This window comes from Kingella denitrificans ATCC 33394, assembly GCF_000190695.1.
In the GTDB taxonomy this organism is placed as follows: domain Bacteria; phylum Pseudomonadota; class Gammaproteobacteria; order Burkholderiales; family Neisseriaceae; genus Kingella_A; species Kingella_A denitrificans.
In genome coordinates this window covers 366,784-389,468 of the sequence record NZ_GL870929.1, presented here as the reverse complement: position 1 = coordinate 389,468, position 22,685 = coordinate 366,784, and the positions used below count along the sequence as shown (strand labels likewise).

At 55.2% G+C, this 22,685-nt stretch carries 21 protein-coding genes and 1 tRNA gene; 13 read left to right on the top strand and 9 right to left on the bottom strand.

The window, feature by feature from the left end; all coding sequences use genetic code 11:
- The first annotated feature begins 11 nt into the window (after positions 1–11).
- Positions 12–98 (top strand) — tRNA-Leu (locus HMPREF9098_RS01890).
- 397 nt (positions 99–495) lie between these two features.
- Here HMPREF9098_RS01890 and trpS read toward each other — a convergent pair.
- The 7 genes from trpS to pyrB all read right to left on the bottom strand — a co-directional run bounded on the left by trpS (position 496) and on the right by pyrB (position 7,765).
- Positions 496–1,509, bottom strand: coding sequence for a tryptophan--tRNA ligase (gene trpS, locus HMPREF9098_RS01885; protein WP_003781437.1), 1,014 nt, complete (start codon positions 1,507–1,509; stop codon positions 496–498).
- An 11-nt stretch (positions 1,510–1,520) separates the two neighbouring features.
- Entirely contained in the window at positions 1,521–2,975 is a 1,455-nt protein-coding gene (locus HMPREF9098_RS01880) for a peptide MFS transporter (RefSeq protein ID WP_003781434.1), read from the bottom strand.
- Positions 2,976–3,353: 378 nt separating this feature from the next.
- Entirely contained in the window at positions 3,354–4,247 is an 894-nt protein-coding gene (gene hslO, locus HMPREF9098_RS01875) for an Hsp33 family molecular chaperone HslO (protein WP_040564172.1), read from the bottom strand.
- A 102-nt stretch (positions 4,248–4,349) separates the two neighbouring features.
- Entirely contained in the window at positions 4,350–4,808 is a 459-nt protein-coding gene (gene pyrI, locus HMPREF9098_RS01870) for an aspartate carbamoyltransferase regulatory subunit (RefSeq protein ID WP_003781430.1), read from the bottom strand.
- A 60-nt stretch (positions 4,809–4,868) separates the two neighbouring features.
- On the bottom strand, positions 4,869–5,396 hold the full coding sequence (locus tag HMPREF9098_RS01865) for a hypothetical protein (protein ID WP_003781429.1): 528 nt from the start codon (positions 5,394–5,396) through the stop codon (positions 4,869–4,871).
- A 63-nt stretch (positions 5,397–5,459) separates the two neighbouring features.
- On the bottom strand, positions 5,460–6,791 hold the full coding sequence (locus HMPREF9098_RS12055) for a LamG domain-containing protein (RefSeq protein ID WP_003781426.1): 1,332 nt from the start codon (positions 6,789–6,791) through the stop codon (positions 5,460–5,462).
- A gap of 53 nt (positions 6,792–6,844) precedes the next feature.
- Positions 6,845–7,765 (bottom strand): aspartate carbamoyltransferase, encoded by a 921-nt coding sequence (gene pyrB / locus HMPREF9098_RS01855; protein WP_003781424.1) that lies wholly within the window; start codon positions 7,763–7,765, stop codon positions 6,845–6,847.
- A gap of 236 nt (positions 7,766–8,001) precedes the next feature.
- On the opposite strand from pyrB, the gene mutL reads away from it, so the two are divergent.
- The 8 genes from mutL (at position 8,002) to HMPREF9098_RS01815 (ending at position 16,573) form a co-directional block, all read left to right on the top strand.
- Complete coding sequence (gene mutL, locus HMPREF9098_RS01850; RefSeq protein WP_003781410.1) at positions 8,002–9,873, top strand: DNA mismatch repair endonuclease MutL; 1,872 nt, start codon at positions 8,002–8,004, stop codon at positions 9,871–9,873.
- Between the two features lie 146 nt (positions 9,874–10,019).
- Positions 10,020–10,988, top strand: a complete 969-nt coding sequence (locus tag HMPREF9098_RS01845) for a KpsF/GutQ family sugar-phosphate isomerase (protein ID WP_003781408.1) — start codon at positions 10,020–10,022, stop codon at positions 10,986–10,988.
- A gap of 111 nt (positions 10,989–11,099) precedes the next feature.
- The gene (gene adk / locus HMPREF9098_RS01840) at positions 11,100–11,747 is read left to right on the top strand and encodes an adenylate kinase (RefSeq protein ID WP_003781405.1); all 648 of its coding nucleotides are present in this window, start codon (positions 11,100–11,102) and stop codon (positions 11,745–11,747) included.
- A 95-nt stretch (positions 11,748–11,842) separates the two neighbouring features.
- A complete protein-coding gene (locus HMPREF9098_RS01835; protein ID WP_003781404.1) occupies positions 11,843–12,409 on the top strand; it encodes a CNP1-like family protein in 567 nt (188 codons plus the stop codon).
- A gap of 2 nt (positions 12,410–12,411) precedes the next feature.
- Positions 12,412–13,104, top strand: coding sequence for a tRNA (adenosine(37)-N6)-threonylcarbamoyltransferase complex dimerization subunit type 1 TsaB (tsaB, locus tag HMPREF9098_RS01830; RefSeq protein ID WP_003781403.1), 693 nt, complete (start codon positions 12,412–12,414; stop codon positions 13,102–13,104).
- Positions 13,105–13,125: 21 nt separating this feature from the next.
- On the top strand, positions 13,126–13,803 hold the full coding sequence (gene rpe / locus HMPREF9098_RS01825; protein ID WP_003781402.1) for a ribulose-phosphate 3-epimerase: 678 nt from the start codon (positions 13,126–13,128) through the stop codon (positions 13,801–13,803).
- A 165-nt stretch (positions 13,804–13,968) separates the two neighbouring features.
- Positions 13,969–14,982, top strand: coding sequence for a ketol-acid reductoisomerase (gene ilvC / locus HMPREF9098_RS01820; RefSeq protein ID WP_040564171.1), 1,014 nt, complete (start codon positions 13,969–13,971; stop codon positions 14,980–14,982).
- Between the two features lie 76 nt (positions 14,983–15,058).
- Positions 15,059–16,573, top strand: coding sequence for a polyamine aminopropyltransferase (locus HMPREF9098_RS01815; protein WP_003781400.1), 1,515 nt, complete (start codon positions 15,059–15,061; stop codon positions 16,571–16,573).
- Positions 16,574–16,660: 87 nt separating this feature from the next.
- Here HMPREF9098_RS01815 and HMPREF9098_RS01810 read toward each other — a convergent pair whose 3' ends face one another.
- Positions 16,661–19,093 carry a DNA translocase FtsK gene (locus HMPREF9098_RS01810; protein ID WP_115324925.1) on the bottom strand — a complete coding sequence of 811 codons (2,433 nt, stop codon included), beginning with the start codon at positions 19,091–19,093 and terminating at the stop codon, positions 16,661–16,663.
- A 195-nt stretch (positions 19,094–19,288) separates the two neighbouring features.
- On the opposite strand from HMPREF9098_RS01810, the gene HMPREF9098_RS01805 reads away from it, so the two are divergent.
- Positions 19,289–20,143 (top strand): DUF4198 domain-containing protein, encoded by an 855-nt coding sequence (locus HMPREF9098_RS01805; RefSeq protein WP_003781395.1) that lies wholly within the window; start codon positions 19,289–19,291, stop codon positions 20,141–20,143.
- Positions 20,144–20,152: 9 nt separating this feature from the next.
- On the opposite strand, the gene HMPREF9098_RS11610 is transcribed toward HMPREF9098_RS01805, so the two are convergent.
- Positions 20,153–20,296, bottom strand: a complete 144-nt coding sequence (locus HMPREF9098_RS11610) for a hypothetical protein (protein ID WP_155803267.1) — start codon at positions 20,294–20,296, stop codon at positions 20,153–20,155.
- A gap of 127 nt (positions 20,297–20,423) precedes the next feature.
- Here HMPREF9098_RS11610 and panB point away from each other — a divergent pair, with 127 nt between their 5' ends.
- The 3 genes from panB (at position 20,424) to HMPREF9098_RS01790 (ending at position 22,675) form a co-directional block, all read left to right on the top strand.
- The gene (gene panB, locus HMPREF9098_RS01800) at positions 20,424–21,215 is read left to right on the top strand and encodes a 3-methyl-2-oxobutanoate hydroxymethyltransferase (protein ID WP_003781390.1); all 792 of its coding nucleotides are present in this window, start codon (positions 20,424–20,426) and stop codon (positions 21,213–21,215) included.
- A 26-nt stretch (positions 21,216–21,241) separates the two neighbouring features.
- The gene (gene rlmB / locus HMPREF9098_RS01795) at positions 21,242–21,988 is read left to right on the top strand and encodes a 23S rRNA (guanosine(2251)-2'-O)-methyltransferase RlmB (RefSeq protein WP_003781389.1); all 747 of its coding nucleotides are present in this window, start codon (positions 21,242–21,244) and stop codon (positions 21,986–21,988) included.
- Between the two features lie 78 nt (positions 21,989–22,066).
- Positions 22,067–22,675: an FmdE family protein gene (locus tag HMPREF9098_RS01790; protein WP_003781388.1), complete on the top strand. Its 609-nt coding sequence runs from the start codon at positions 22,067–22,069 to the stop codon at positions 22,673–22,675.
- The last annotated feature ends 10 nt before the right edge of the window (positions 22,676–22,685 follow it).

Sequence of the window (22,685 nt, the reverse complement as noted above, 5' to 3'; positions counted from 1 at the left end):
TAAAAATCAAAGCCCAGATGGCGGAATTGGTAGACGCGCTAGTTTCAGGTACTAGTGTCCGTAAGGACGTGGAAGTTCGAGTCTTCTTCTGGGCACCAAATTTTAAACAGTCCTTTAAAAAGGGCTGTTTTTTCATATCTATACCTATTGTATGTATTAGGCAAATTGATTTTCTTGATTGTGTGTTCATATTTTTATTTCTATTATTTTAATTGCTTTTGTTTTCGATATCACATTTACAGCATGGATTGTTTGGCAGAGTTGTTTCAAAAGCAGCCTGACAAACATTTGAAATTAGCAAATTATTTCATTCGTGATTTGGTAGCGCAACGATTGATTAAGAGAAAATTAGTGAGGTATGTCCGTTTCATCATTGACGGTAGATTTTAAAATTGATTTAAAATCTATAGTTCGCATAATGAATATTATGTTAAATTATTAAACTAGATAAAAAGCAGGCTGCATCCATTTGATTGGTGCGGCCTGCTTTGCTATTTATTTTAACGTATGAATGCCGACAGCATCTTTTACCTGTGCCAGCAATTCACGTGCTTCTACCCGCGCTTTGTGCGCACCGGCTTGCAGAATTTCTTCAATACGCTGCGGGTGCGCAATCAAGTCATTGTAAGCATCGGTTTTGCTGTCTAGTTCTGCGCCAATTTTTGCAGACAGCAATTTTTTGGCTTCACCCCAAGCCAAGCCTTCGTTAAGCGCTTGCTCAAATGCTTGCGTTTCTTCGGGCGTGGCAAAGGCTTGGTAGATTTCAAACAGCGGGCTTTCGTCCTTGGCTTTAGGTTCCCCGGGCTCTTTCAGATTGGTCACAATTTTATTGACTGCTTTTTGACGTTGGTTCGGCGTTTGAAACAAAGGAATGGTATTGCCATAAGATTTGGACATTTTCCGACCGTCCAGACCGACCAATAGCTGCACATTTTCGTCAATCAAGGCTTCTGGCAGTGTAAGCAAATTTTTGCCGAAGCGGTGGTTGAAGCGTTGCGCAATATCGCGTGCCATTTCAACGTGTTGGATTTGATCTCGGCCAACGGGGACTTGATTGGCTTGAAACATTAAGATGTCGGCCGCCATCAAGATGGGGTAACTATACAGCCCCATTTCGATTTGGTGGTCTTGGTCTTCCAGCCCTGCATCGATATTGACCTGCACGGCGGCTTTGTAAGCATGGGCACGATTCATCAGGCCTTTTGCGGTGATGCAGGTCAATATCCAGTTGAGTTCCAGAATTTCGGGGATATCGGATTGGCGGTAAAACGTGGTGCGCTCGGTATCCAGCCCGCACGCCAGCCAAGTGGCGGCAACGGCGCGCGTGGAGTCGTCAATCATGGCGGGGTCATGGCATTTGATAATGCCGTGATAATTGGCCAGGAAAAGATAGCTTTCGGTGTCTTCCGCTGCGGCGGCTTGGATGGCGGGCCGGATGGCGCCGACATAGTTGCCCAAGTGAGGAATGCCTGTGGTGGTGACTCCGGTGAGGATACGTTTTTTTGCCATGAATATCTTTCTTAATCAATACCTTTTAGCAATTTATTCAACACGGGTACGAGCAAGAGCAAAATGCAGCCTGCACCCACGCCGAGATATGTCATCAATTCGAAGAATTTGGACAAGTTTTGTTCGTCATAATATGCACCGAACAGTTTGCCGCCTGCGGTAATGCCGACAGAGATGGTGAGGAAGTTGAGCGCAACCATTTGGGTTTTGAATTGTGTCGGTGCAATTTTGGTGGCCAGCGACAGGGAAATGGGTGAAATCAGCAATTCTGCAACGGTAAGCAGGAACAGCACGAACACCATGCCAACCATCGACATAATTGTATTGCTGTAGGTATAAGGCAGGAATACGCCGTATGCCAAGCCCACCACAATCAGGGACAGCGAAAATTTAAACGGTGTTTTGGGTTGTTTGTCGCCCATTTTGGTCCACATGGCAGCCATCCCGCTGGCCAGCAGGATGACCCACAGACCTTGTGCGGAAGCGAGCCATGCTGGTGGGACTTCGAAACCGTCAATCATGCGGTTCAGTCTCATGAATTTTTCAAAATAAATGCTGACGGCGGTAAATACTTGAAACCAAACGGCCCAGAAAATGCAGGCTGCAATGAACAAAGGAATATAAGCGATGATGTAGTTGGTTTTGGCGCCCAGTTGTTTGCCGGTAATGAACAGGCGGGCAAAATAAACGGTGGTAACGACCAATATGAAGCCGAACAGAACGTTTTTAAAGTTGTCGTAATTCACCAATCCTGTGGCAAATACGATGGCCAACACCACCAATGCACCGATGAAACCTGCCAACACAAATGTTTTTTCGTTGGGTTTCAGCGGATTCACGGCGGCGGTGGGCGGCAGGTTTTTGCGGCCGCGTGCGTATTGTACCAAACCGAATGCCATGCCGACAGCCGCTGCGCCGAAGCCCCAGTGGAAACCAATTCTGTTTTGCAGGTATCCGGTCAGCAGCGGGCCGGAGAATGCGCCGATATTGATGGATAGATAGAACAGGGAGAAGCCTGCATCGCGCAAATGTTTAGTGTCGTCTTGTTCATACAGCGAGCCGACCATTGCGCTGGCAGAGGCTTTCACGCCGCCACTGCCCAAGGCCACCAGCACAAGGCCAGATATCAATCCTGCTAAACCGGGGAAGATGGCCAAGGCGATGTGTCCGGCCATTACCGTGATGCCTGAATAGAACAATGTGCGTTCTGCGCCCAGCACGCGGTCGGAAATCCAGCCGCCCAGCAAGGTCAGCAGGTAAATACTGCCGCCGTAAATGGCGGAAATGCCGCCGGCTTCTGCTTCATCGATGCCCAAGCCACCTTTGCTGGCTGCAAAATATAGATAAAACAGGAGGATGGCCTGCATGCCGTAGAACGAAAAGCGCTCCCACAATTCGATGTGGAACAGGCTGGATAATTGGAACGGGTGGCCGAAAAAGGTTTTGCCGTTTTGTTGCACAGACATAGTGGTTCCTCCAATAACGTAATTATGCAAATGTTTAACGAAATCTAACACAATATTTATTGATTTGTAAACTGTGAAGGGAAAATTTGCAGAATGTTTGCATAATTATTTGATGATAATGAGAAAAAAGTTATTGACGGAATATGGGCAGTTTTATGCGCCTTGTGTTTGGGCATGGATAGGAAAACAAATAGCGGTAATCAAATGTGGATGCACGCCCTACTCTGCCCTTTTTATTGCAAAAAAGCAGCCTGCATTCGGTTGGATTGGACGTGCAGGCTGCTTTTGGGTTTGTAGATGGACGTATTTGCAGCAATATTTTCGATATGAAAAAGCAGCCTGCACGTTAAACAATGTCGGTGCAGGCTGCTTTATGCGTTATTGTACCGTGTGGCGGCTGTTTTCGTTTTTTACGGCGCTGACGATATCGCTGCCGAACAGGGCGTTCACATCGGTTTCGTCAAACGTGTATTGCTCGTTGCAGAAATCGCAGTCCACCGTGATGCTGCCTTCTTCGGCAACGGCCTGGCCGACTTCTTGTCCGCCCAGCATCAGCAGCATGTCGCTGACTTTGCCGCGCGAGCAGGTGCAGGCGAATTCCAAGGCTTCGGGCGCGAACACGCGTGGCGGCGTTTCGTGGAACAGGCGGTACAGCACATTTTGCGCGTCCAGATGCAGCAATTCGTCGGCGGTGAGCGTTTGTGCCAATGTGGTAACATGCTGCCACGCTTCGGGGTCGGGCTGTTCTTCGGGCAGGCGTTGCAGCAGGAAGCCGGCGGCGGTTTTTTCGTCTGCCGCCAAGGCGATGTGGGTTTCCAGCTGCTCGGAATGCGCCATGTAGTGCATCAGCATATCGGCGATGCTGCCGCCTTCCAGCGGCACGATGCCTTGCCAGGGTTCGCCGTCTTTCGGTTGCAGGGTGATGGCGAAAATGCCTTGATTGCCCAAAAGTTCGCTCAATGCGGCATCATCGGCGATGTGGGCGGTTTCGTCCCAGCGTGCGGTGGCGCGCAGGGTGTTTTCGGATGTGGCTTCCACCACCAGCATTTTGAGCGCGCCCTGCCCCTGCACTTGGATGATGAGTGTGCCTTCGGTTTTCAGATTGCCCGAGAGCAGGCTGCCTGCGGCCAGGAGTTCACCCAATGCGCGGCGGATGGCGACAGGATAATGTTTGCGGCGGAGGATGTGTTGCCAAACTTCTTCCACTTGGACGTGCAGTCCGCGGACGGGCATTTGGTCGAAAAGGAAACGGGTGCGTTGATTGTTGTTCATGGGGGTTCTCTTCAATGAATGTGTCGTCATGCGGCCCAATATGGGTGCAGGCTGCTTTTATTCAAGGGAAAAAGCAGCCTGCGCGTTCATTTCTGCCTGAAATTATGCTTCCACCACGAATTCTCTGGGGAATGTTTTTTCGCAATAATGGCATTTCAATTTGGTTTTGCCGCCCTGCTGGCGCACATAAAAGCGGCTGGCGACCGGCTCGCTGTGGCTGGCGCAGTTGGTATTCGGGCAGCGGAACACTTCGGAGATTTCGTCCGGCAGCGTCAAGCGGCGTTTGTCGGTGACTTGGAAATCACGGATGGTATTGACCACTGCTTCGGGCGCGAACAGGGCAAGGCGGTTCGCATCCTGCTCGGTTAGGAATACGTCTTTGATTTTGATAATGTCTTTGCTGCCTTGCGTTTTGCTGGGCAGGTTGAAGCCCACCGTGACCGCGCTGCCGTAATGCAGCAGTTTGAACTGGCGCAGAATCGTCAGCCCCAGCCCTGCCGGAATATGGTCAATCACCGTGCCGTTCTCAATGGCTTCTACGCTGAGTTGTTTCGTTTTCATTCAAGTCTCCCTGTTGTGTTTCGTTCGTTTCCAACGGCGGCAAAATCCGTGCCGTCCGCCTTATTCGCTTTCCATGCGCACGGCCAGCCATGATTGCCAAACCCATATTTGCACCGTAGCGTCCTCTTGTTGGTGTTCCGGCAGCCATATCATTGCCGTGCTGCCGTTGTCGCGCCGCACCTGCCATTGGCAATAGCCTTGTTCGCAGCGTGGTTGGCCGGTTTCGCGGATGATTGGGCGTTGGAGCAGGCGTGCCTGTTCGGGTCGGCCGGGCACGGCATAAGTGCTGACAACGCCGACAATATGCGCCAACGCAAAGCAGCCTGCACCATAATACAAAATGCGTTTGGCGGTATGAACAGTCCGTTCCCAGCCTTGTGCAGGCTGCTTTAGGTGATACGTTTTGCCGTGATACAGCAGCATGCTGCCAAACAATAGCGCGCATCCCGCCCGCAAGGGCATCCGCCACACAATTTCCGTATCCAGCCATCGGTCGATTTGCCGGCTGATGACAACCAGCAGCACCGCAAAAAGGAGAGTGTAAAGGGTTTTGTTCAGGCGGTCGGGCATATCGGGCATGGTGCTCATGAAATATTTCAGGCTGCCCGATAATACACGAATCTATCGCTTTCGGGCAGCCTGCATGGGATGTTATTTATAATACAGCCGCACATAGTCAATCTGCGTGGTCTGCATCGGGAAAGGCTCGCTGAGGGACGGCGGATCCAGATTGTCTTCCCATTCCACATAATCGTTCAAAACGAAATGCCATTTGTCGTTTCGGAGCACTTGTTTAACCAAATCAGGATCGATTTGCAGTTTGGTGTAGTCCTCGTCGGGCATGGTGGAAACGTATGTGCCGTCCGGCGTGAAACTGCGGTAGTCGGTTACATCGACCGTGCTGGAATCGTTCACGCGGTAATGGTGCACGGGAATCAGTTTGCCGTCCATGTAATAACGGATTCTGGTGCCATCATATTCGATGGCCCAAACATGCCAATCATGCGTCAGCCAAGAGGAACGGTTGCGGATGCGGTTTTCCAAACGGTGAACGAATACGCGGGTGCGCCATTCTTGACCCGCCGTGCTGTAATAGCAGCTGATGCTGGATGCGGGGAAGGCATAATCCGGCATGGCGGAGAACCATTCCAGAATCAGCAGCGAACCGTAAGGCGCACTGCCACCGCCGGGGGTTTTGCAGGTGCGGATGCTATCTTCGTTTTTATGCTTGTTCAACCAAAGCGCGGTACGCATGCCGTGCAGCCTGTTCCAATTCATTTTGGCGCGGACTTCGGCGCGGAACGGGCGGCTTGCATCTACCATACCGATGGTTTCCAGCCGGCCGCTGGAATACTGGGTCACTTTCCCTGCCTGGCACACACCTGAAGTGGCGTTGCCGTCGTTTAACGGGTCGCCTACTTTATCGACGCAGTGGCGGCGCGTGGTCAGTTGGGCATAATCGCCGGCCACAAAAGAGACATTTCCCGGCAGGTAGGACAAATAGCTGTGCAAATGATTGCGGATTTCTTTGCTTTCCCAATCGGCAGGCACGCGCCCTTCCTTGAATTCATAGCATTTCGCGCTCCGCCATTGCCCGGATTCATCGGTCGGGTGCTCGCAACCGTTTGCGGAAGGTGCGGGTGTGGGCGCCGGTGTTGGCGCAGGCGCTGGGGACGGTGTCGGCGAAGGAGTGGGTACGGGACTTGGCGACGGTGTCGGATTAGGCGTCGGCGTTGGAGTAGGTGCAGGACTTGGCGTGGGTGCAGGTGCAGGTGTAGGGCTCGGAGTAGGCGCAGGCGTTTGTGCGGAAGCGTATTCCCGTCCGCCGAGTTTCGCATAGTTATTGTTATTGGAAGACGAGCCGGAGGTTGAGTTGGCCATGGCCAAGCCTTTTGCCGTGCCGAGGCCTGATTTTTCGTCTTCATTGCAGCCTGCAGTGAGTGCCGCCAAGCACATCACCACCAATAATTTTCTCGCGTACATTCTTTTGAACTTTCTTGCAAAATGGATTTTCAGGCTGAATGAAGACTTAATCCCTACACATTTTCATTCAACACCAGTGCAAGCATGGCCATGCGCGCAAATACGCCGTTTTGTGCTTGCTCAAAGTAATAAGCATACGGCGTGCCATCTACGTCGGGCGCAATTTCGTCCACGCGCGGCAGGGGGTGCAGCACGCGCAGGTTGGGTTTGGCGTTGGCCAATGTAGCGGCATGCAGGTTGAATTTACCTTGAATTTTGGCGAATTCCTCGTCATCGAAGCGTTCGCGCTGCACGCGGGTCATATACAGGATGTCGGCCCATTCCGCCGCACTTTCCAAATTGGGCAGTATCTGCCATTTTGCGTCGGCCTCGTCCAATTCTTCGGTAATGTATTCGGGCATGGCCAGGCTGGGCGGCGATACGAACGCAAATTCGCAGCCGAACCGTTTTAAGGCTTGTGCCAGCGAATGCACGGTGCGTCCGTATTTCAAATCACCGCACATGGCGATTTTCAGATGGTGCAGGCTGCCTTGCGTTTCGTAAATGGTGACCAAATCCAGCAGCGTTTGGCTGGGGTGCTGATTGGTGCCGTCGCCCGCGTTAATCACGGGTACGCGCGAAAATTCGGCCAACACGCGCGCTGCGCCGTCTTTCGGGTGGCGTTGGACAATCGCATCGGCATAGCTGGAGATAATTCGCGCGGTATCGGCCAGCGTTTCGCCTTTTTTCGCGCTGGTGTTCGCGCCGTCGGCAAAACCGATGACCTTGCCACCCAGCCGCTGCACGGCGGTTTCGAACGACAGGCGCGTGCGGGTGGAAGGTTCGAAGAAGCAGGACGCAATCAGCCGCCCTTCCAGCAAATCGCCGCGCGGCTGCCGTTTCAGGCGCAGCGCGGTGTCCAGCAGGCATTGCAGCTGCTCGATGCTCAAATCGGAAACGGATAAAATATTTTGACGGTACAATGGGTTCGGCATAATCGGACTCTCGCAGGATGGACGGTGGGGGAGGTGCAGGCTGCTTTCGGGCAACAAAAAACCCGTTTGGAACAAGGCAACGGGCATTGTGGCGGTGTATCTTTATCGGCAGCGCGCTCATATCAACAGACAAGTGCCCGACATTATACGGTTTTCCCCGCCATGCAGACAAGCAGTTTGCAGCCTGCGCAAAACGCTTTAAAATAAGCCGTTTTCTGCCGACCGAATCCCTATCCATGCACCGTATTCATGCCCTGCCCGACCATCTCGTCAATCAAATCGCCGCCGGCGAAGTAGTGGAACGCCCCGCCGCCGCGCTCAAAGAAATCGTAGAAAACAGCTTGGACGCGGGGGCGACGCATATCAGCGTGGAACTGGCGGGTGGTGGCATCAAACTCATCCGCGTGACCGACAACGGCAACGGCATCCACGCCGACGACCTTCCCTTGGCACTCTCTCGCCACGCCACCAGCAAAATCAAACAGTTGCACGATTTGGAACATGTCCGCAGCATGGGTTTTCGCGGCGAAGGGCTGGCCAGTATCGCCTCCGTGTCGCGCCTGACGCTGACCAGCCGCACCGCCGATTTGCCGCACGCACACGAAATCCGTGCCGAAGACGGCGTTTTGAGCGCGGTCAATGCGGCGGCGCACCCCGAAGGCACCACGGTGGAAGTGCGCGAACTCTTTTTCAACACGCCCGCGCGGCGCAAATTCCTGAAATCCGAAAACACCGAATACGCCCATTGCGCCGCCATGCTGGAACGCTTGGCGCTGGCTAATCCGCAGGCTGCTTTTTCGCTGGCGCACAACGGCAAAACCGTGTTCCGCTATCCCGTTCAAAGCCTGGAAGAGCGCATGGCGGCGGTGATGGGCGCGGAGTTTCAGTCCGCCAGCCTGCCGGTGGACAGCGGCGAAGGCGCGGTGCGCGTACACGGATTCGTTTCCAAACCCACGTTTGCCAAAGGCAAATCGGAATTGCAGTTTTGCTTTGTCAATCGGCGTTTCGTGCGTGACAAAGTGGTGCTGCACGCCGTGAAGCAGGCATACCGCGACGTGCTGCACCACAAAATCACGCCGGCATTCGCCTTATTTTTGGAAATGCCGCCCGAAATGGTGGACGTGAACGTGCATCCGACCAAAACCGAAATCCGCTTCCGCGACAGCCAGGCCGTGCACCGGCTGGTGTTTCACACCTTGGACAAAGCGCTGGAAGGCACGCGCGCGGACATGACCGGCAGCGTGGGCAATGCGGGCGATATTTTGCAGCAGCGTTTTCCGAACGTTCAAAGCAGCCTGCACACCGAAACGGCAGCCATGCCCACTTCCGGCGAAGCCCCTTCCGCCCCTGCCCCCTACTCGGCCTACCGCGCGCCGCAGCAGCGCAGTTTGTCGCTGAAAGAAAACCGCGCCGCCCTGCAAACCTATGCCGAACTTTACCGCCGCGACGATGATTTCCCCATCGAAAAAGCAGCCTGCACCCCGAAACAGCCTGCACCCGAAGCCGAAGCGGCCGAGCCGCCCGAATATCCGCTGGGCTTCGCGTTGGCGCAGCTTCTGGGCATTTATATTTTGGCGCAGACGGCGGAAGGCCTGATTTTGGTCGATATGCACGCCGCCGCCGAACGCGTGAATTACGAAAAAATGAAGGCGCAGCGGCAGCAAGGCAGCCTGCAAACGCAAATGCTGCTGATTCCGCCCGTGTTTGCCGCCAGCCATACCGAACGCGCCGTGCTGGCTGAACACGGGGAAACACTGCGCGAATACGGCCTGCTGCTTTCAGACGAAGGCAACGGGCAGATTGCCGTGCGTTCCGTGCCGGCCATGCTGGGCAAGGCCGATGCCGTGGCATTGGCGCAGAACGTGTTGCGCGAACTGGGCAGCGTGGGCAGCTCGCAAACCGTGGAATCGATGGAAAACCGGATATTCGCCACCATGGCGTGCCACGGTTCGGTGCGTGCGGGGCGGCAGCTCACCCTGCCCGAAATGAACGCCCTGTTGCGCGATATGGAAAACACGTCGCGCAGCAACCAATGCAACCACGGCCGTCCGACTTGGGTGCATTTGGCATTGGCGGATTTGGACGCGCTGTTTTTGCGCGGGCAATGACGAACGGCAGGGTGCAGGCTGCTTTTGCAACGTGCGCAGAATGCGGGGCGTGGCGGCCTGAAAGTGGGCACGGCGGCGCAACGCCGTGAAAACCGTCCGGCAGCGAACGCGAGTGCGGCGGAAACAGACAGACAAAGGATAACGGAATGGGTGCAACACATTATTTGGACTGGGCAAAACAGGTTTTGCAGATTGAAGCGCAGTCGGTGCTGGAAATGGCGGCGCAGTTGGACGGAGCGTTTGCCCGCGCGGTGGATGCGGTGCTGCAAAGCCGCGGCCGCGTGATTGTGACGGGCATGGGCAAATCCGGGCATATCGGGCGCAAAATCGCCGCCACGCTGGCCTCCACCGGCACGCCGGCCTTTTTTGTCCATCCGGCAGAAGCGGCGCACGGCGATTTGGGCATGATTGTGGACGGCGACGTGGTACTGGCCATTTCCAATTCGGGCGAAAGCGACGAAATCTTGGCGATTATGCCCGCGCTCAAACGCCGCCACATCACGCTAATCTGCATCACGGGCAAACCCGAATCGAGCATGGCGAAACACGCGGACATCCATATCCGCGCCGCCGTGTCGCAAGAAGCCTGCCCCTTGGGGCTTGCGCCGACGTCCAGCACCACGGCCGTGCTGGCTTTGGGCGATGCGCTGGCGATTGCATTGTTAAACGCGCGCCAGTTCACGCCGGAAGATTTCGCATTGAGCCATCCGGCGGGCAGCTTGGGGCGCAGGCTGCTTTTGACGGTGGGCGATGTGATGCATTCGGGCGACGCGCTGCCGGTGGTCCGCCCCGAAAGCAGCCTGCGCGAAGCGATTATCCAAATGAGCGGCAAAGGCTTGGGTATGGTGGCGGTGGCGGACGGTGCAGGCTGCTTAGCGGGTGTGTTTACCGACGGCGATTTGCGCCGCCTGTTCGAGCGACACGAGCAACTGCCCGACCTGCCGATGAGCGAAGTAATGACCCGCCATCCCGCCACCATATCGCCCGAAAAATTATTGAGCGAAGCCTTGAAGCTGATGCAGGAAAAACGCATCAACGGCCTGCCCGTGTGCGAAGGCGGACGGCTGGTCGGCGCACTGAATATGTATGATTTGCTGAAAGCGCGGATTGTGTAAATCCCTTTTATATTGCCGCAAAACGTATTACCATAGCGGCATTCCTCATCACGGCTGCCGCACGGTTCGCCGTTATTTCAATTATTTCCACATTATCCGAAGGAACACGACATGAAAGTTTTATTGTTGGGCGCACCCGGTGCGGGCAAAGGCACACAGGCGCAATTCATCACGCGCGAATTCAATATCCCGCAAATTTCTACCGGCGATATGCTGCGCGCCGCCATTAAAGCCGGCACGGAATTGGGTTTGGAAGCCAAAAAAATCATGGATCAGGGCGGCTTGGTGCGCGACGACATCATCATCGGCTTGGTGAAAGAACGTATTGCCCAGCCCGATTGCGCCAACGGCTTCTTGTTTGACGGCTTCCCGCGCACGCTGGCGCAGGCGGAAGCCATGGTGGAAGCGGGCGTGAATTTGGATGCCGTGGTGGAAATCGACGTGCCGGACGAAGCGATTGTGGAACGCATGAGCGGCCGCCGCGTGCATATTGCCTCCGGCCGCACCTACCACGTCAAATACAATCCGCCCAAAACCGAAGGCAAAGACGATGAAACAGGCGAAGATTTGGTGCAACGCGACGACGACAAAGAAGAAACCGTGAAAAAACGCCTGGCCGTGTACCACGAACAAACCGAAGTGCTGGTGGATTTTTACAGCCGTCTGACCGGCGAACACGCGCCGCGCTATATCAAAGTGGACGGCACCAAAAACGTGGACGATGTGAAAGCGGAAATTCTGGCCGCATTGAAAGCGTAACCCCTCAAAAGCAGCCTGCACTTTCCAACGGCACTCCACGGCAACGGGAAAAGTGCAGGCTGCTTTATTCATTTGAAAAATCAGTAAGCAAGTTTATGAAATATTTATCTTTATTCTGTGCTGGGCTTTTATCCGCCTCTTTTGCCTTTGCCGATTCTGGCTGGCTGGGCGTGTCCGACCACAGCGATGCCGAATTTCAGGAAAGCAGCCTGCCGCTGCCCGAATTGCCCGACACGGAAGGTGCAGGCTGGTTTGATTTGTATGTCAGCCCCACGTTTTCCGGCAAGCCGCAAATCCTGCTCGACAGCATTCATTACGCGCCCGACGGCAGCATCCGTTACATTCTGAACAACCGCTCGGCTTCCGGCTATCCGAACGTCAGCGCGGAAGGCCTGCTGTGCATCACCGGCGCGAAACTGCTCGGCAGCGAAGGCTCGAAACTGAAAACCTTTGCCTTTGCCGATTTGGCCAACCGCCGCTGGATTACGCCGCGCAACAGCCGCTGGGAAGTGATTGGCGGCAAACTCAACGGCAGCAACGCCGTGCGCCGCGTGCTGTATGAAGCCTTCTGCATCGACGGGCATGCCGCCAGCGACGAATTGCTGCGCCAACGCCTTCGCCGCCAATCCGGCCACGCCATTCAATTCGATTACAGCAAATAAGCATGACGACACCTGATTTCAGCCGCCCCGTGTTGGCGATAGACACTTCGACCGCCTTCCTTTCATTGGCGCTGCATGCGGACGGGCAATGGCACGGCATGCACACGGAAGCGGGCAATCGGCAGTCCGATTTGATTCTGCCGGGCATCCGCAACCTGCTTTCGGAAGCAGCCTGCACCGTTTCCGATTTGGGCGCGATTGTGTATGCGCAAGGTGCAGGCGCGTTTACCGGCCTGCGTATCGGCATCGGTGTGGCGCAAGGCTTGGCCGTGCCGTTCGGCATTCCCTTGGTCGGCATTCCCTGTTTGGATGCCGTGGCCTACCAAATACCCGACTGCGAATGCGTGCTGGCCGCCACCGACGCGCGGATGGGCGAAGTGTTTTATGCGTGGTTCGATACGCGCCGCCACGAACGTTTGAGCGCATACGGCGTGGGCAAGGCCGAAGAAATCGCCCTGCCGGAATCCTGCCAAGGCCGACAAGTGGCCGGTGCAGGCAACGCGTTCGCGCTGGAGCAGCCGCCTGCCTTTGCAGGACAGCCCTTCATGCCCACCGCCGCCGATTACTTACGGCTGGCACAAAGCGGCCGCTATCCCGCCACCGCCGCAGAACACGCCAACCTGCTGTATATCCGCAATAAAGTTGCCCTCACCGCCGCCGAACAGCTGGCGAAAAAAGTGCAGGCTGCTTTTTGACTGCCCTTCCGAAAGCCGAAAATGAACTACCGCATAGCCCCCAGCATCCTGTCCGCCGACTTCACCCGATTGGGCGAAGAAGTCCGCCGAGTGATTGACGCAGGCGCCGATTTAATCCATTTCGACGTGATGGACAACCATTACGTCCCAAACCTCACCTTCGGGCCGATGATTTGCCAAGCCCTGCGCCCCGTCAGCACCGTGCCGATTGACGTGCATTTGATGGTAGAGCCGGTGGACGACATGATTCGCGCCTTCATCGAAGCTGGCGCCGACATTATCAGCTTCCACCCCGAAGCCAGCCGCCACATCGACCGCAGCCTGCAACTCATCAAAAACGCGGGCAAACAGGCCGGTTTGGTGCTGAACCCCGCCACGCCCGTTCATGTGCTGGAACACGTTTTGGACAAGCTGGACATGGTGCTGCTGATGTCGGTGAATCCCGGATTCGGCGGCCAAAGCTTTATCCCGCACACGCTGGACAAACTGCGCCGCGTGCGCAGCCTGCTCGACCATTACCAAGCGCAAACGGGGCGGCGGATTGTGCTGGAAGTCGACGGCGGCGTGAAAGCCGGCAATATCGCCGAAATCGCCCAAGCCGGCGCGGACACGTTCGTGGCAGGCTCCGCCATTTTCGGACAGAGCGATTATGACGCCGTTATCCGCGAAATGCGGCAGGCATTGGTGCAGGCTGCATAAAATTACAAAAGCCGTGCAAAATAGTGTAAAATTTCCAGCCACGCATTTGTTCAATGTGGGCAAAAGCCATATTGACCCCCAAACAGAACCGTTTGACACAAACGCATGATGGTTTGGCAATGTTCGACTTATCTTCTCCCTATTAACATTCCAAAAGGAAAAACAATGCAGGTTTATTACGATAAAGACGCTGATTTATCATTGGTAAAAGGCAAAACAGTGGCCATCATCGGTTATGGTTCGCAAGGCCATGCCCACGCGGCCAACTTGAAAGATTCCGGCGTGAATGTGGTGATTGGTCTGCGTCAGGGCGCGTCTTGGAACAAAGCGGTAGCTGCCGGCTTTGAAACATTGAGCGTTGCCGATGCCACCAAAAAAGCAGACGTTGTCATGATTTTGCTGCCCGATGAAAACCAACCCGCCGTGTATAAAAACGAAATCGCGCCGAACTTGAAAGAAGGTGCTGCTCTGGCATTCGCGCACGGCTTCAATATTCATTACAACCAAATCGTTCCGCCTAAAAATGTAGACGTGATTATGGTGGCGCCCAAAGGCCCCGGCCACACTGTGCGCAGCGAATTTTTGAAAGGCGGCGGCGTGCCTTCGCTGATTGCGGTGTATCAAGACTATACCGGCAAAGCCAAAGACATCGCCCTGTCTTATGCTGCGGCCAACGGCGGCACCAAAGGCGGCGTGATTGAAACCAACTTCCGCGAAGAAACCGAAACCGACCTGTTCGGCGAACAAGCCGTATTGTGCGGCGGCGTGGTGGAACTGATTAAAACCGGTTTCGAAACATTGGTGGAAGCAGGCTATGCACCTGAAATGGCGTATTTTGAATGCCTGCACGAAATGAAGCTCATCGTGGATTTGATTTACGAAGGCGGCATTGCCAACATGAACTACTCTATTTCCAACAATGCGGAATACGGCGAATACGTGACCGGCGTGGAAGTGATTAACGAAAAATCACGCGAAGCCATGCGCAATGCGCTCAAACGCATCCAAACCGGCGAATACGCGAAAATGTTCATTCAGGAAGGCGCTGTGAATTACGCGAGCATGACCGCTCGCCGCCGCCTGACGGCCGACCACCAAATCGAAAAAGTCGGCGCGCAGTTGCGCAGCATGATGCCTTGGATTGCCAAAAACAAATTGGTTGACCAAGAGAAAAACTAATCGGGTCTGAACGTGCAGGCTGCTTTTGAACGATTGCCAAAAGCAGCCTGCACTTTTTACAAGTTAGGCGTTTTGCATGAATCCATCGCGCATTCTGATTTTATCCGTATTTATGGTGGCCAGTTGCGGCTTGGCATACGAGCTGATTATGGCGGCTTTGGCCAGCTATCTTCTGGGCGACAGCATTTTCCAGTATTCGTTCATCATCGGCCTGTATCTTTTTTCTATGGGCATCGGCGCGCACCTCACGCGTTATATTAAAGATGAAGACGTGCTGGTGCGCTTTGTGGAAATCGAGCTTTTGGTCGGCCTGGCGGGCGGATTGTCGGCGTTGTTTTTGTTTGTCGCCTTCGGATTTGCCGCTGCACCCTTCCGCACCCTGCTTTATGCGCTGGTATTGTTGGTCGGCACGATTGTGGGCATGGAAATTCCGCTGGTGATGCGGCTTTTGAACCAGCAGGAACACGAATTCAAAGAAATTGTGGCACGCGTGCTGACGTTTGACTATATGGGCGCGCTGGCCGTGTCGCTGCTGTTTCCGCTGCTGCTTGCACCCAAATTGGGCATGGCGCGCTCAGCATTGCTGTTCGGCATCCTGAACGCCGCCATTGCTTACATCACCGCCCGCGTTTTCCGTGCGAAAATCGCCCGATACAAAGCACTGGCCGGCCGCTGCTTTATCGTATTGATGCTATTGGTGATGGCCTTTGTTTATGCCAATTATTGGGTACTCCAAGCAGAACAGCGCTATTTCGGCGACCCGGTCGTGTACGAAAGCCACTCGCCCTACCAGCGGCTGGTCGTTACCCAATGGAAAGACGATATCCGTCTGTATATCAACGGTAATTTGCAGTTTTCTTCGCGTGATGAAGCCCGCTACCACGAAGCATTGGTCATCCCCGCCATGCAGATGTCGCCCAGCCGCAAACGCGTGCTGATTTTGGGCGGCGGCGACGGGCTGGCGGCGCGCGAAGTGCTGAAATATCCCGAAGTTCAGCAGCTTACCTTGGTCGATTTGGACCCGGACATGACGCACACCTTCCAAACCTCCGCGCGGCTCACCGCATTGAACAAAAATGCGTTGAACCACCCGAAAATCCGCATTATCAACGACGATGCCGCCCAATGGCTGCAACATCAGGCCGAACGTTTTGACGTGATTATCATCGACCTGCCCGACCCATCCAATTTCGCGCTGGGCAAGCTTTATTCCGTGCCGATGTACCGAATGGTGGCGCAGCGCCTTAATCCGGGCGGAAAAATCGTGGTGCAGTCCACCTCGCCCTATTTTGCGCCCAATGCTTATTGGTCGGTGGTGGCAACGCTGGAAGCGGCAGGGCTGCGCACCGCGCCGTATCATGTGTATGTGCCCAGTTTCGGCGAATGGGGCTTCGTGATGGCCGATACGGCGGGCGATTTCAGGCAGCCTGCACGGATTGACGTGCCGACACAGTTTTTAACACCGCCCGTTCTGGCGCAGATGTTTGATTTCCCGAACGATATGGCACGCCGACCCGTGGAAGCAAATTATCTGAACAATCAGAAACTGGTGGCGTATTTCGAACAGGATTGGGCCAATGTGATGCGTTGATGCCCTCCCCCAAAAACTCAAAGTGCAGGCTGCTTTTGAAGATGCTCCAAAAGCAGCCTGCACTTTAATCACCCATAGCCAAACACGTTATTCCAGCCGCGAGAAAATCTGGCGGCCGCCCTGGCTGTCCGGCGGCGACACGATGCCGTCTTCCTCTAAAGCCTGCATCAAGTTCGCGGCGCGGTTGTAGCCGATGCGCAAATGCCGCTGCAAGGCGGAAATCGAAGTTTTGCGGCTGGACACGACAAACTGCACCGCTTGGTCGAACAGCTCGTCTTGCGCATTGCCGCCGCCGTTCGGCTCGATAAATTTCTGCGTTTCCTGCGTCGCCTCGCCTGTGAGAATGCCGTTGATATAATTCGCCTCGGCCTGTGATTTGATGAAATTCACCACATTGTGCACTTCGTCATCGCTCACGAACGCGCCTTGCAGACGGGTCGGCTCGGCATTGCCCGGCTGCAGGAACAGCAAATCGCCGTATTTCAGCAAATCTTCCGCGCCCATTTGGTCGAGAATCGTGCGGCTGTCGATGCGGCTTTGTACGGTGAACGCCATGCGGGTCGGTACGTTGGCCTTAATCAGGCCGGTAATCACGTCCACACTTGGGCGCTGGGTGGCGATAATCATGTGGATGCCGGCGGCGCGTGCTTTTTGCGCCAATCGGGCAATCTGCGTTTCCACCGATTTTTTCTCGGTCATCATCAAATCGGCTAATTCGTCAATCACCAGCACGATTTGCGGCAGCTTGGTCAAAGGCTCGGGTTCGTCCGGATTCAGGCTGAACGGGTTAGGGATGGGTTTGCCCTCCGCCAAAGCAGCCTGCACTTTTTCGTTATAGCCCGCCAGCGTTCGCACGCCGACACGCGCCAGCAGGCGGTAGCGTTTTTCCATTTCCGCCACGCACCAGTTCAGCGCATTGCCCGCTTCGCGCATATCGGTAACCACGGGGCACAGCAGGTGTGCAATGCCTTCGTAAATCGACAGTTCCAGCATTTTCGGGTCAATCATGATGAAGCGGACTTCTTCGGGCGTGGCTTTATACAGCATCGACAAAATCATCGCATTCACGCCCACGGATTTGCCCGAGCCGGTCATGCCGCCCACCAGTAAATGCGGCATTTTCGCCAAATCGCCCACCACCGGCAGGCCGGCAATGTCTTTGCCCAAAGCCACCGTGAGTTTGGACGGCGCATCGTTGAATACGTCGGAAGAGAAAATTTCCTGCAATAAAACTTCCTGCCGCTGTTCGTTCGGCAGCTCGATGCCCATGGTGGTTTTGCCGATAATGGTTTCCACCACGCGCACGGACTGCACCGACAAAGAGCGCGCCAAATCTTTGGATAAATTGACGATTTGGCTGCCCTTCACGCCTTTGGCCGGTTCGATTTCGTAGCGCGTAATCACTGGGCCGGCAATGGCGCTGACCACTTGCACGTCAATGCCGAATTCCGCCAATTTGGCTTCAATGCGCCGGCCGGTTTCGCGCAATGTGTCGGGGTCGATGGGGGTGCTGTGCGGCGCGGCTTCGCGCAGATGGCTCAAATCGGGCAAACGGTAGCCGTTGATTTCGACCGATTGCGACGGGTTTTTGCGTGCAGGCTGCTGTTGCGCCACGGTTACCGCCATTTTGCGGTTGTTGCGGCTGCTCACATTCTTGGCGACGGGGATAGCCACAATCTGCTCGATGGGGTTGGCTTCGGGTTTGTCGGGGAAAAAGGTTGGCGTGATTTCTTTGTTTTTGCCGTGCACGAAATAACGGAACAGGCGTTCCAAACGGTTGCCCAGCCGCTCCAAAAAGTCCAGCCACGAAATTTGCACCAACAGCGAAAACCCCAGCATGGCAAAGGCAAACAGCAGCACAACGCCGACCGTGTGGCCGAACCAAGCGCGCACGGTCGAATCAATCAGCGAGCCGACCAATCCGCCCGCGTCCAGCGGCAGGCGGTTTTGCAGCCAGTTCGGAAACAGTGCGGCTTCCAGCACGGGGCTGCACAGCAGCAAAATTGCCAGCCCTGCCAGCCCGATGGCCGCGTTGTACGGCGGTCTGCCCGAATTGAGTATCGGGCGGAAATGGCGGTACAGCCAAACGCCCACGGCCACCATGCCCCACCATGCGGACAGGCCGAACAAATAGTAAAACACGTCCGACAGCCATGCGCCCAACAGGCCGCCGAAATTGCGCGTCTGCCCCAAGTTCGGCACGTTGCGCGACCATGACGGGTCTTTCATGTGGAAGCTGATTAGGGAAATGCAGACATAGGCCGAGAGCACCAAAAGGCACATCCACAGCGTGTCGCCGACCAACTGGCGGTCTTTTTCCGGCACGGCAAGCCGTTGTTTGGCGGGTTGGTCTTTTGCGGTTTTGACGGATTTGGACGATGCGGCAACCTGCACCTGCGGACGTGCAGGCTGCTTTTTGGCGTTGGAAGAAGCGGGGGTGCGTTTTTTGCGTGTGCCGGCCGTTGAAGGTTTGCCGGATTTTGTTGTGTTCTTATTCAATAGCTTGTCAAGAATATTCATGGTGAAACTTTGGTGCGGGCGGTACATCTGCAACACGCCGCCTATTTTTTGCAAAAAGGCGCATTATAGCATTACACATCGGATTTCGGCTTGGTTTTGCGAAATCTGCTGGAATAGAGTAAATGCTTTTGTTATACTGCGCGCGTTACTATGTAACATTATCTGCAAAACTTTAAATATCGCTAGGAGAATTCCATGAAACTTGTATTGAAAGCAGCCTGCACATTGGCTTTTTTGAGCGGTGCGGCACACGCGCACGACGTTTGGGTGATTGCACCGACGCAACAGCCGGCCGACCACGTATTGGAAGCTGATTTGGGCTACAGCCACGTTTATCCGCTCCCTGAAGCCATTGCTGCCGACCGCGTACAGATTTTCAAACCGATGGAAATCATCGACAGCCAAAACCGTGCAACGGCCATGGTGCTGCGCGGCGGCGAAAATTACCAATACGCCACACGCAATCCGTTGAAGGCGGGCACTTACCGCGTAACGGCCACTTACCAGCCGACCTTTTGGGTGAAAAACGCGCAAGGCAAATGGTCGCAAAACAATATGACACAAGTTCCGGACGCAACGTATTGCGAACAGTCGCAAATGTACGGCAAAAGCATCGTGCAGGTGGGCGACCGCTTTGATTTGGCCGCAGCCACCCGTCCGGTAGGCCAAGAGCTGGAAATCGTGCCGCTGGCCAATCCGAACACCGTGGCCGCCGGCAAACTGCTGCCGCTGCAAGTGCTGTATCAAGGCAAACCGCTGGCGGGCGCCACCGTTGTCGCTACGGCGGATACCGTCATCAACCAAGATACGGATGCAATGATGGACCACCGCGAAATCAACGGCTATTCCGCCAAAACCGATGCGCAGGGCCGCGTGAACTTCCTGCCGCTGGTGGAAGGCCAATGGAAAGTGAAAGTGGTGCACAAAGCGCCGTTTGCCGACCAAAAAGTCTGCCAACACGTTTCCCTGTATTCTACGCTGATTGTCCCTGTGGGCACGAAACGCGCACCAGTGGACGAATCGCACGCGCATCACCACCACCATCACTAATCTGACTGATTACCGTGTGCAGGCTGCTTTTGGGGTTTCCGAAAAGCAGCCTGCATTTTTTTCGCCGCGGAATGTGCAGGCTGCTTTGAATGTGTCGGCAACACGGTCTTGCCATTGCTCGGAGTGAATATCTAATTTAAAAGCAGCCTGCACTTCCAAACCGTGTTCTGCCCAAGGTGCAGGCTGCTTTTGAAAGGCTTCGCGGGCATGTTAAGGTTTGATACCCCCGCGCGATATGCGTTATACTTAAATTTTAACGAATCTTAAAAATTCCCCGTTCATGATTACCATCAATACCTTACGCAATATGAAAGCCGCAGGCGACAAAATTGCCATGCTGACTTGTTACGATGCCAGCTTCTCCGCGCTGATGAACCGCGCAGGCGTCGATATCCTCCTGATTGGCGATTCGCTGGGCATGGCGGTGCAAGGGCAATCCTCCACCCTACCCGTGCGCTTGGAAGATATGTGCTATCACACGGCGGCAGTGGCGCGCGGCAATTCGAATGCCATGATTGTGGCCGATTTGCCGTTCGGTGCGTACCAGCAAAGCCCCGAGCAGGCGTTTGCCGCATCCGCCCAACTGATGGCGGCGGGCGCGCACATGGTGAAGCTGGAAGGCGGCGCGGTGATGGCGGAAACCACACGCTTTTTGCAGGAACGCGCCATTCCCGTTTGCGCCCACATCGGCTTAACGCCGCAATACGTCAACGTGTTCGGCGGCTATAAAGTGCAAGGGCGCGGCGATGCGGCACAAGCCGTGCTGGCCGATGCGAAAGCGCACGAAGCGGCAGGCGCGTCCATTATTTTGATGGAATGCGTGCCCAGCGCATTGGCCAAACGCATTACCGAAGAAGTATCCTGCCCCACCATCGGCATCGGCGCGGGCATCGATACCGACGGCCAAGTATTGGTCATGCACGATATGCTGGGCATTTTCCCCGGCAAAACCGCCAAATTCGTCCACAATTTCATGCAGGGGCAAACATCGATTCAGGCGGCCGTGGAAAGCTATGTGCAGGCCGTGAAAAACAAAACCTTCCCAACACCGGCACACGGTTTTGATGCGTAACCCACCTTCATCAGCAGAACACAACCATGTCGAACCAACGCTTAATTTACGGCTTCCACGCCATCAATGCGCGCCTGTGGCAAAATCCGAAATCCATCACAGAACTGTATGTGCTGGAAAACAAAAACGATGCCCGCACGCGCGAAGTTTTGGAAAAAGCCGCTGCCGAACGCGTGCGCGTGCATTTTGCCAATGCCGACCGCCTGCACGCCATGAGCAAAGGCGCGCGCCACCAAGGCGTTATCGGCTTTATTGATGCGTCCAAAAACCACGTTCATTTGGAAGACGTGCTGGAAAATCTGCGCGAACCTGCGTTTTTGCTGGTGCTGGACGGCATTACCGACCCGCACAATTTGGGCGCGTGCCTGCGGACGGCGGATGCCATGGGCGTACACGCCGTCATCGCCCCGAAAGACAAAAGCGCCGGGCTGAACGCCACCGTGAGCAAAGTAGCCTGCGGAGCGGCGGAAACCGTGCCGTATATCACAGTGACCAATTTGGCGCGGACTTTGCGCGAGTTGAAAGAATACGGCATTTGGGTGGTTGGCACGGATATGGGCGGCGATGCGGATTTGTTCCATTATGATATTCCCGAAAGCGTGGCGTGGGTGATGGGCAACGAAGGCGAAGGCATGCGCCGCCTTACCCGCGAACATTGCGATGCGCTGGTCTCCATCCCCATGTTCGGCACGGTGGAAAGTATGAATATTTCGGTTTCTGCCGGCATGGTGTTGGCCGAAACGCGCCGCCAGCGGATAACGGCACAGCAATAATCCATCAAAAAGCAGCCTGCACCCAAAGCAGCCTGCAAAGTGTTTCCCACGAAAAAACCGTTATACAAGGAGAGAAAAATGACATTGCCCGATTTTTTTGACCAAGCACCGAAAATCACCCTGCGCGACCCGTTGGCGCAATTTCTGGGCGCGACGCCGGACGGCTTGCTCACTTATGCCTACGAAGACGCTGTGAAACTGTGCGGACACTCCTGCCCCACGGTGGCCGGCGCGTATCTGATGGTGCTCAAAGGCGTGCAGGCGCTGTATCCCAACGAAATTCCCGAGCGCGGCAATATTGAAGTGGCCATGCGCGGCGGCCGCAGCGAAGGCACGGTCGGCGTGACCGCGTCTGTTGCACAGCTGATTACCGGCGCGGCACCGGAAACCGGTTTTGGCGGCGTCGGCCCGAACGGACGCTTTTCCCGCCGCGATTTGTTAAGCTACGATGCGGAAATCGAAGAAGAAATCTGCCTGCGCCGCCGCGATACGGGCGCAAGCGTGCGCGTGTCGTTCAACGGCAAAATCGCACCGTTCGCTCCCGAAATGCGCGAAATCATGCCGCTGGCGGTAAGCGGCCAGGCAACAGCGGAGCAGCTGGCACGATTCGGCGAACTTTGGCAGCAACGTGTCCACACCATTTTGATTGACGAATGCGACAATCCCGAATTGGTGGTTGTCCGCTGAATATTGAAAT

Bases quoted from the DNA above. Each gene is read 5' to 3' on its own strand.
- trpS (WP_003781437.1), bottom strand. From the start codon at position 1,509: ATGGCAAAAAAACGTATCCTCACCGGAGTCACCACCACAGGCATTCCT.
- HMPREF9098_RS01880 (WP_003781434.1), bottom strand. From the start codon at position 2,975: ATGTCTGTGCAACAAAACGGCAAAACCTTTTTCGGCCACCCGTTCCAA.
- hslO (WP_040564172.1), bottom strand. From the start codon at position 4,247: ATGAACAACAATCAACGCACCCGTTTCCTTTTCGACCAAATGCCCGTC.
- pyrI (WP_003781430.1), bottom strand. From the start codon at position 4,808: ATGAAAACGAAACAACTCAGCGTAGAAGCCATTGAGAACGGCACGGTG.
- HMPREF9098_RS01865 (WP_003781429.1), bottom strand. From the start codon at position 5,396: ATGAGCACCATGCCCGATATGCCCGACCGCCTGAACAAAACCCTTTAC.
- HMPREF9098_RS12055 (WP_003781426.1), bottom strand. From the start codon at position 6,791: ATGTACGCGAGAAAATTATTGGTGGTGATGTGCTTGGCGGCACTCACT.
- pyrB (WP_003781424.1), bottom strand. From the start codon at position 7,765: ATGCCGAACCCATTGTACCGTCAAAATATTTTATCCGTTTCCGATTTG.
- mutL (WP_003781410.1), top strand. From the start codon at position 8,002: ATGCACCGTATTCATGCCCTGCCCGACCATCTCGTCAATCAAATCGCC.
- HMPREF9098_RS01845 (WP_003781408.1), top strand. From the start codon at position 10,020: ATGGGTGCAACACATTATTTGGACTGGGCAAAACAGGTTTTGCAGATT.
- adk (WP_003781405.1), top strand. From the start codon at position 11,100: ATGAAAGTTTTATTGTTGGGCGCACCCGGTGCGGGCAAAGGCACACAG.
- HMPREF9098_RS01835 (WP_003781404.1), top strand. From the start codon at position 11,843: ATGAAATATTTATCTTTATTCTGTGCTGGGCTTTTATCCGCCTCTTTT.
- tsaB (WP_003781403.1), top strand. From the start codon at position 12,412: ATGACGACACCTGATTTCAGCCGCCCCGTGTTGGCGATAGACACTTCG.
- rpe (WP_003781402.1), top strand. From the start codon at position 13,126: ATGAACTACCGCATAGCCCCCAGCATCCTGTCCGCCGACTTCACCCGA.
- ilvC (WP_040564171.1), top strand. From the start codon at position 13,969: ATGCAGGTTTATTACGATAAAGACGCTGATTTATCATTGGTAAAAGGC.
- HMPREF9098_RS01815 (WP_003781400.1), top strand. From the start codon at position 15,059: ATGAATCCATCGCGCATTCTGATTTTATCCGTATTTATGGTGGCCAGT.
- HMPREF9098_RS01810 (WP_115324925.1), bottom strand. From the start codon at position 19,093: ATGAATATTCTTGACAAGCTATTGAATAAGAACACAACAAAATCCGGC.
- HMPREF9098_RS01805 (WP_003781395.1), top strand. From the start codon at position 19,289: ATGAAACTTGTATTGAAAGCAGCCTGCACATTGGCTTTTTTGAGCGGT.
- panB (WP_003781390.1), top strand. From the start codon at position 20,424: ATGATTACCATCAATACCTTACGCAATATGAAAGCCGCAGGCGACAAA.
- rlmB (WP_003781389.1), top strand. From the start codon at position 21,242: ATGTCGAACCAACGCTTAATTTACGGCTTCCACGCCATCAATGCGCGC.
- HMPREF9098_RS01790 (WP_003781388.1), top strand. From the start codon at position 22,067: ATGACATTGCCCGATTTTTTTGACCAAGCACCGAAAATCACCCTGCGC.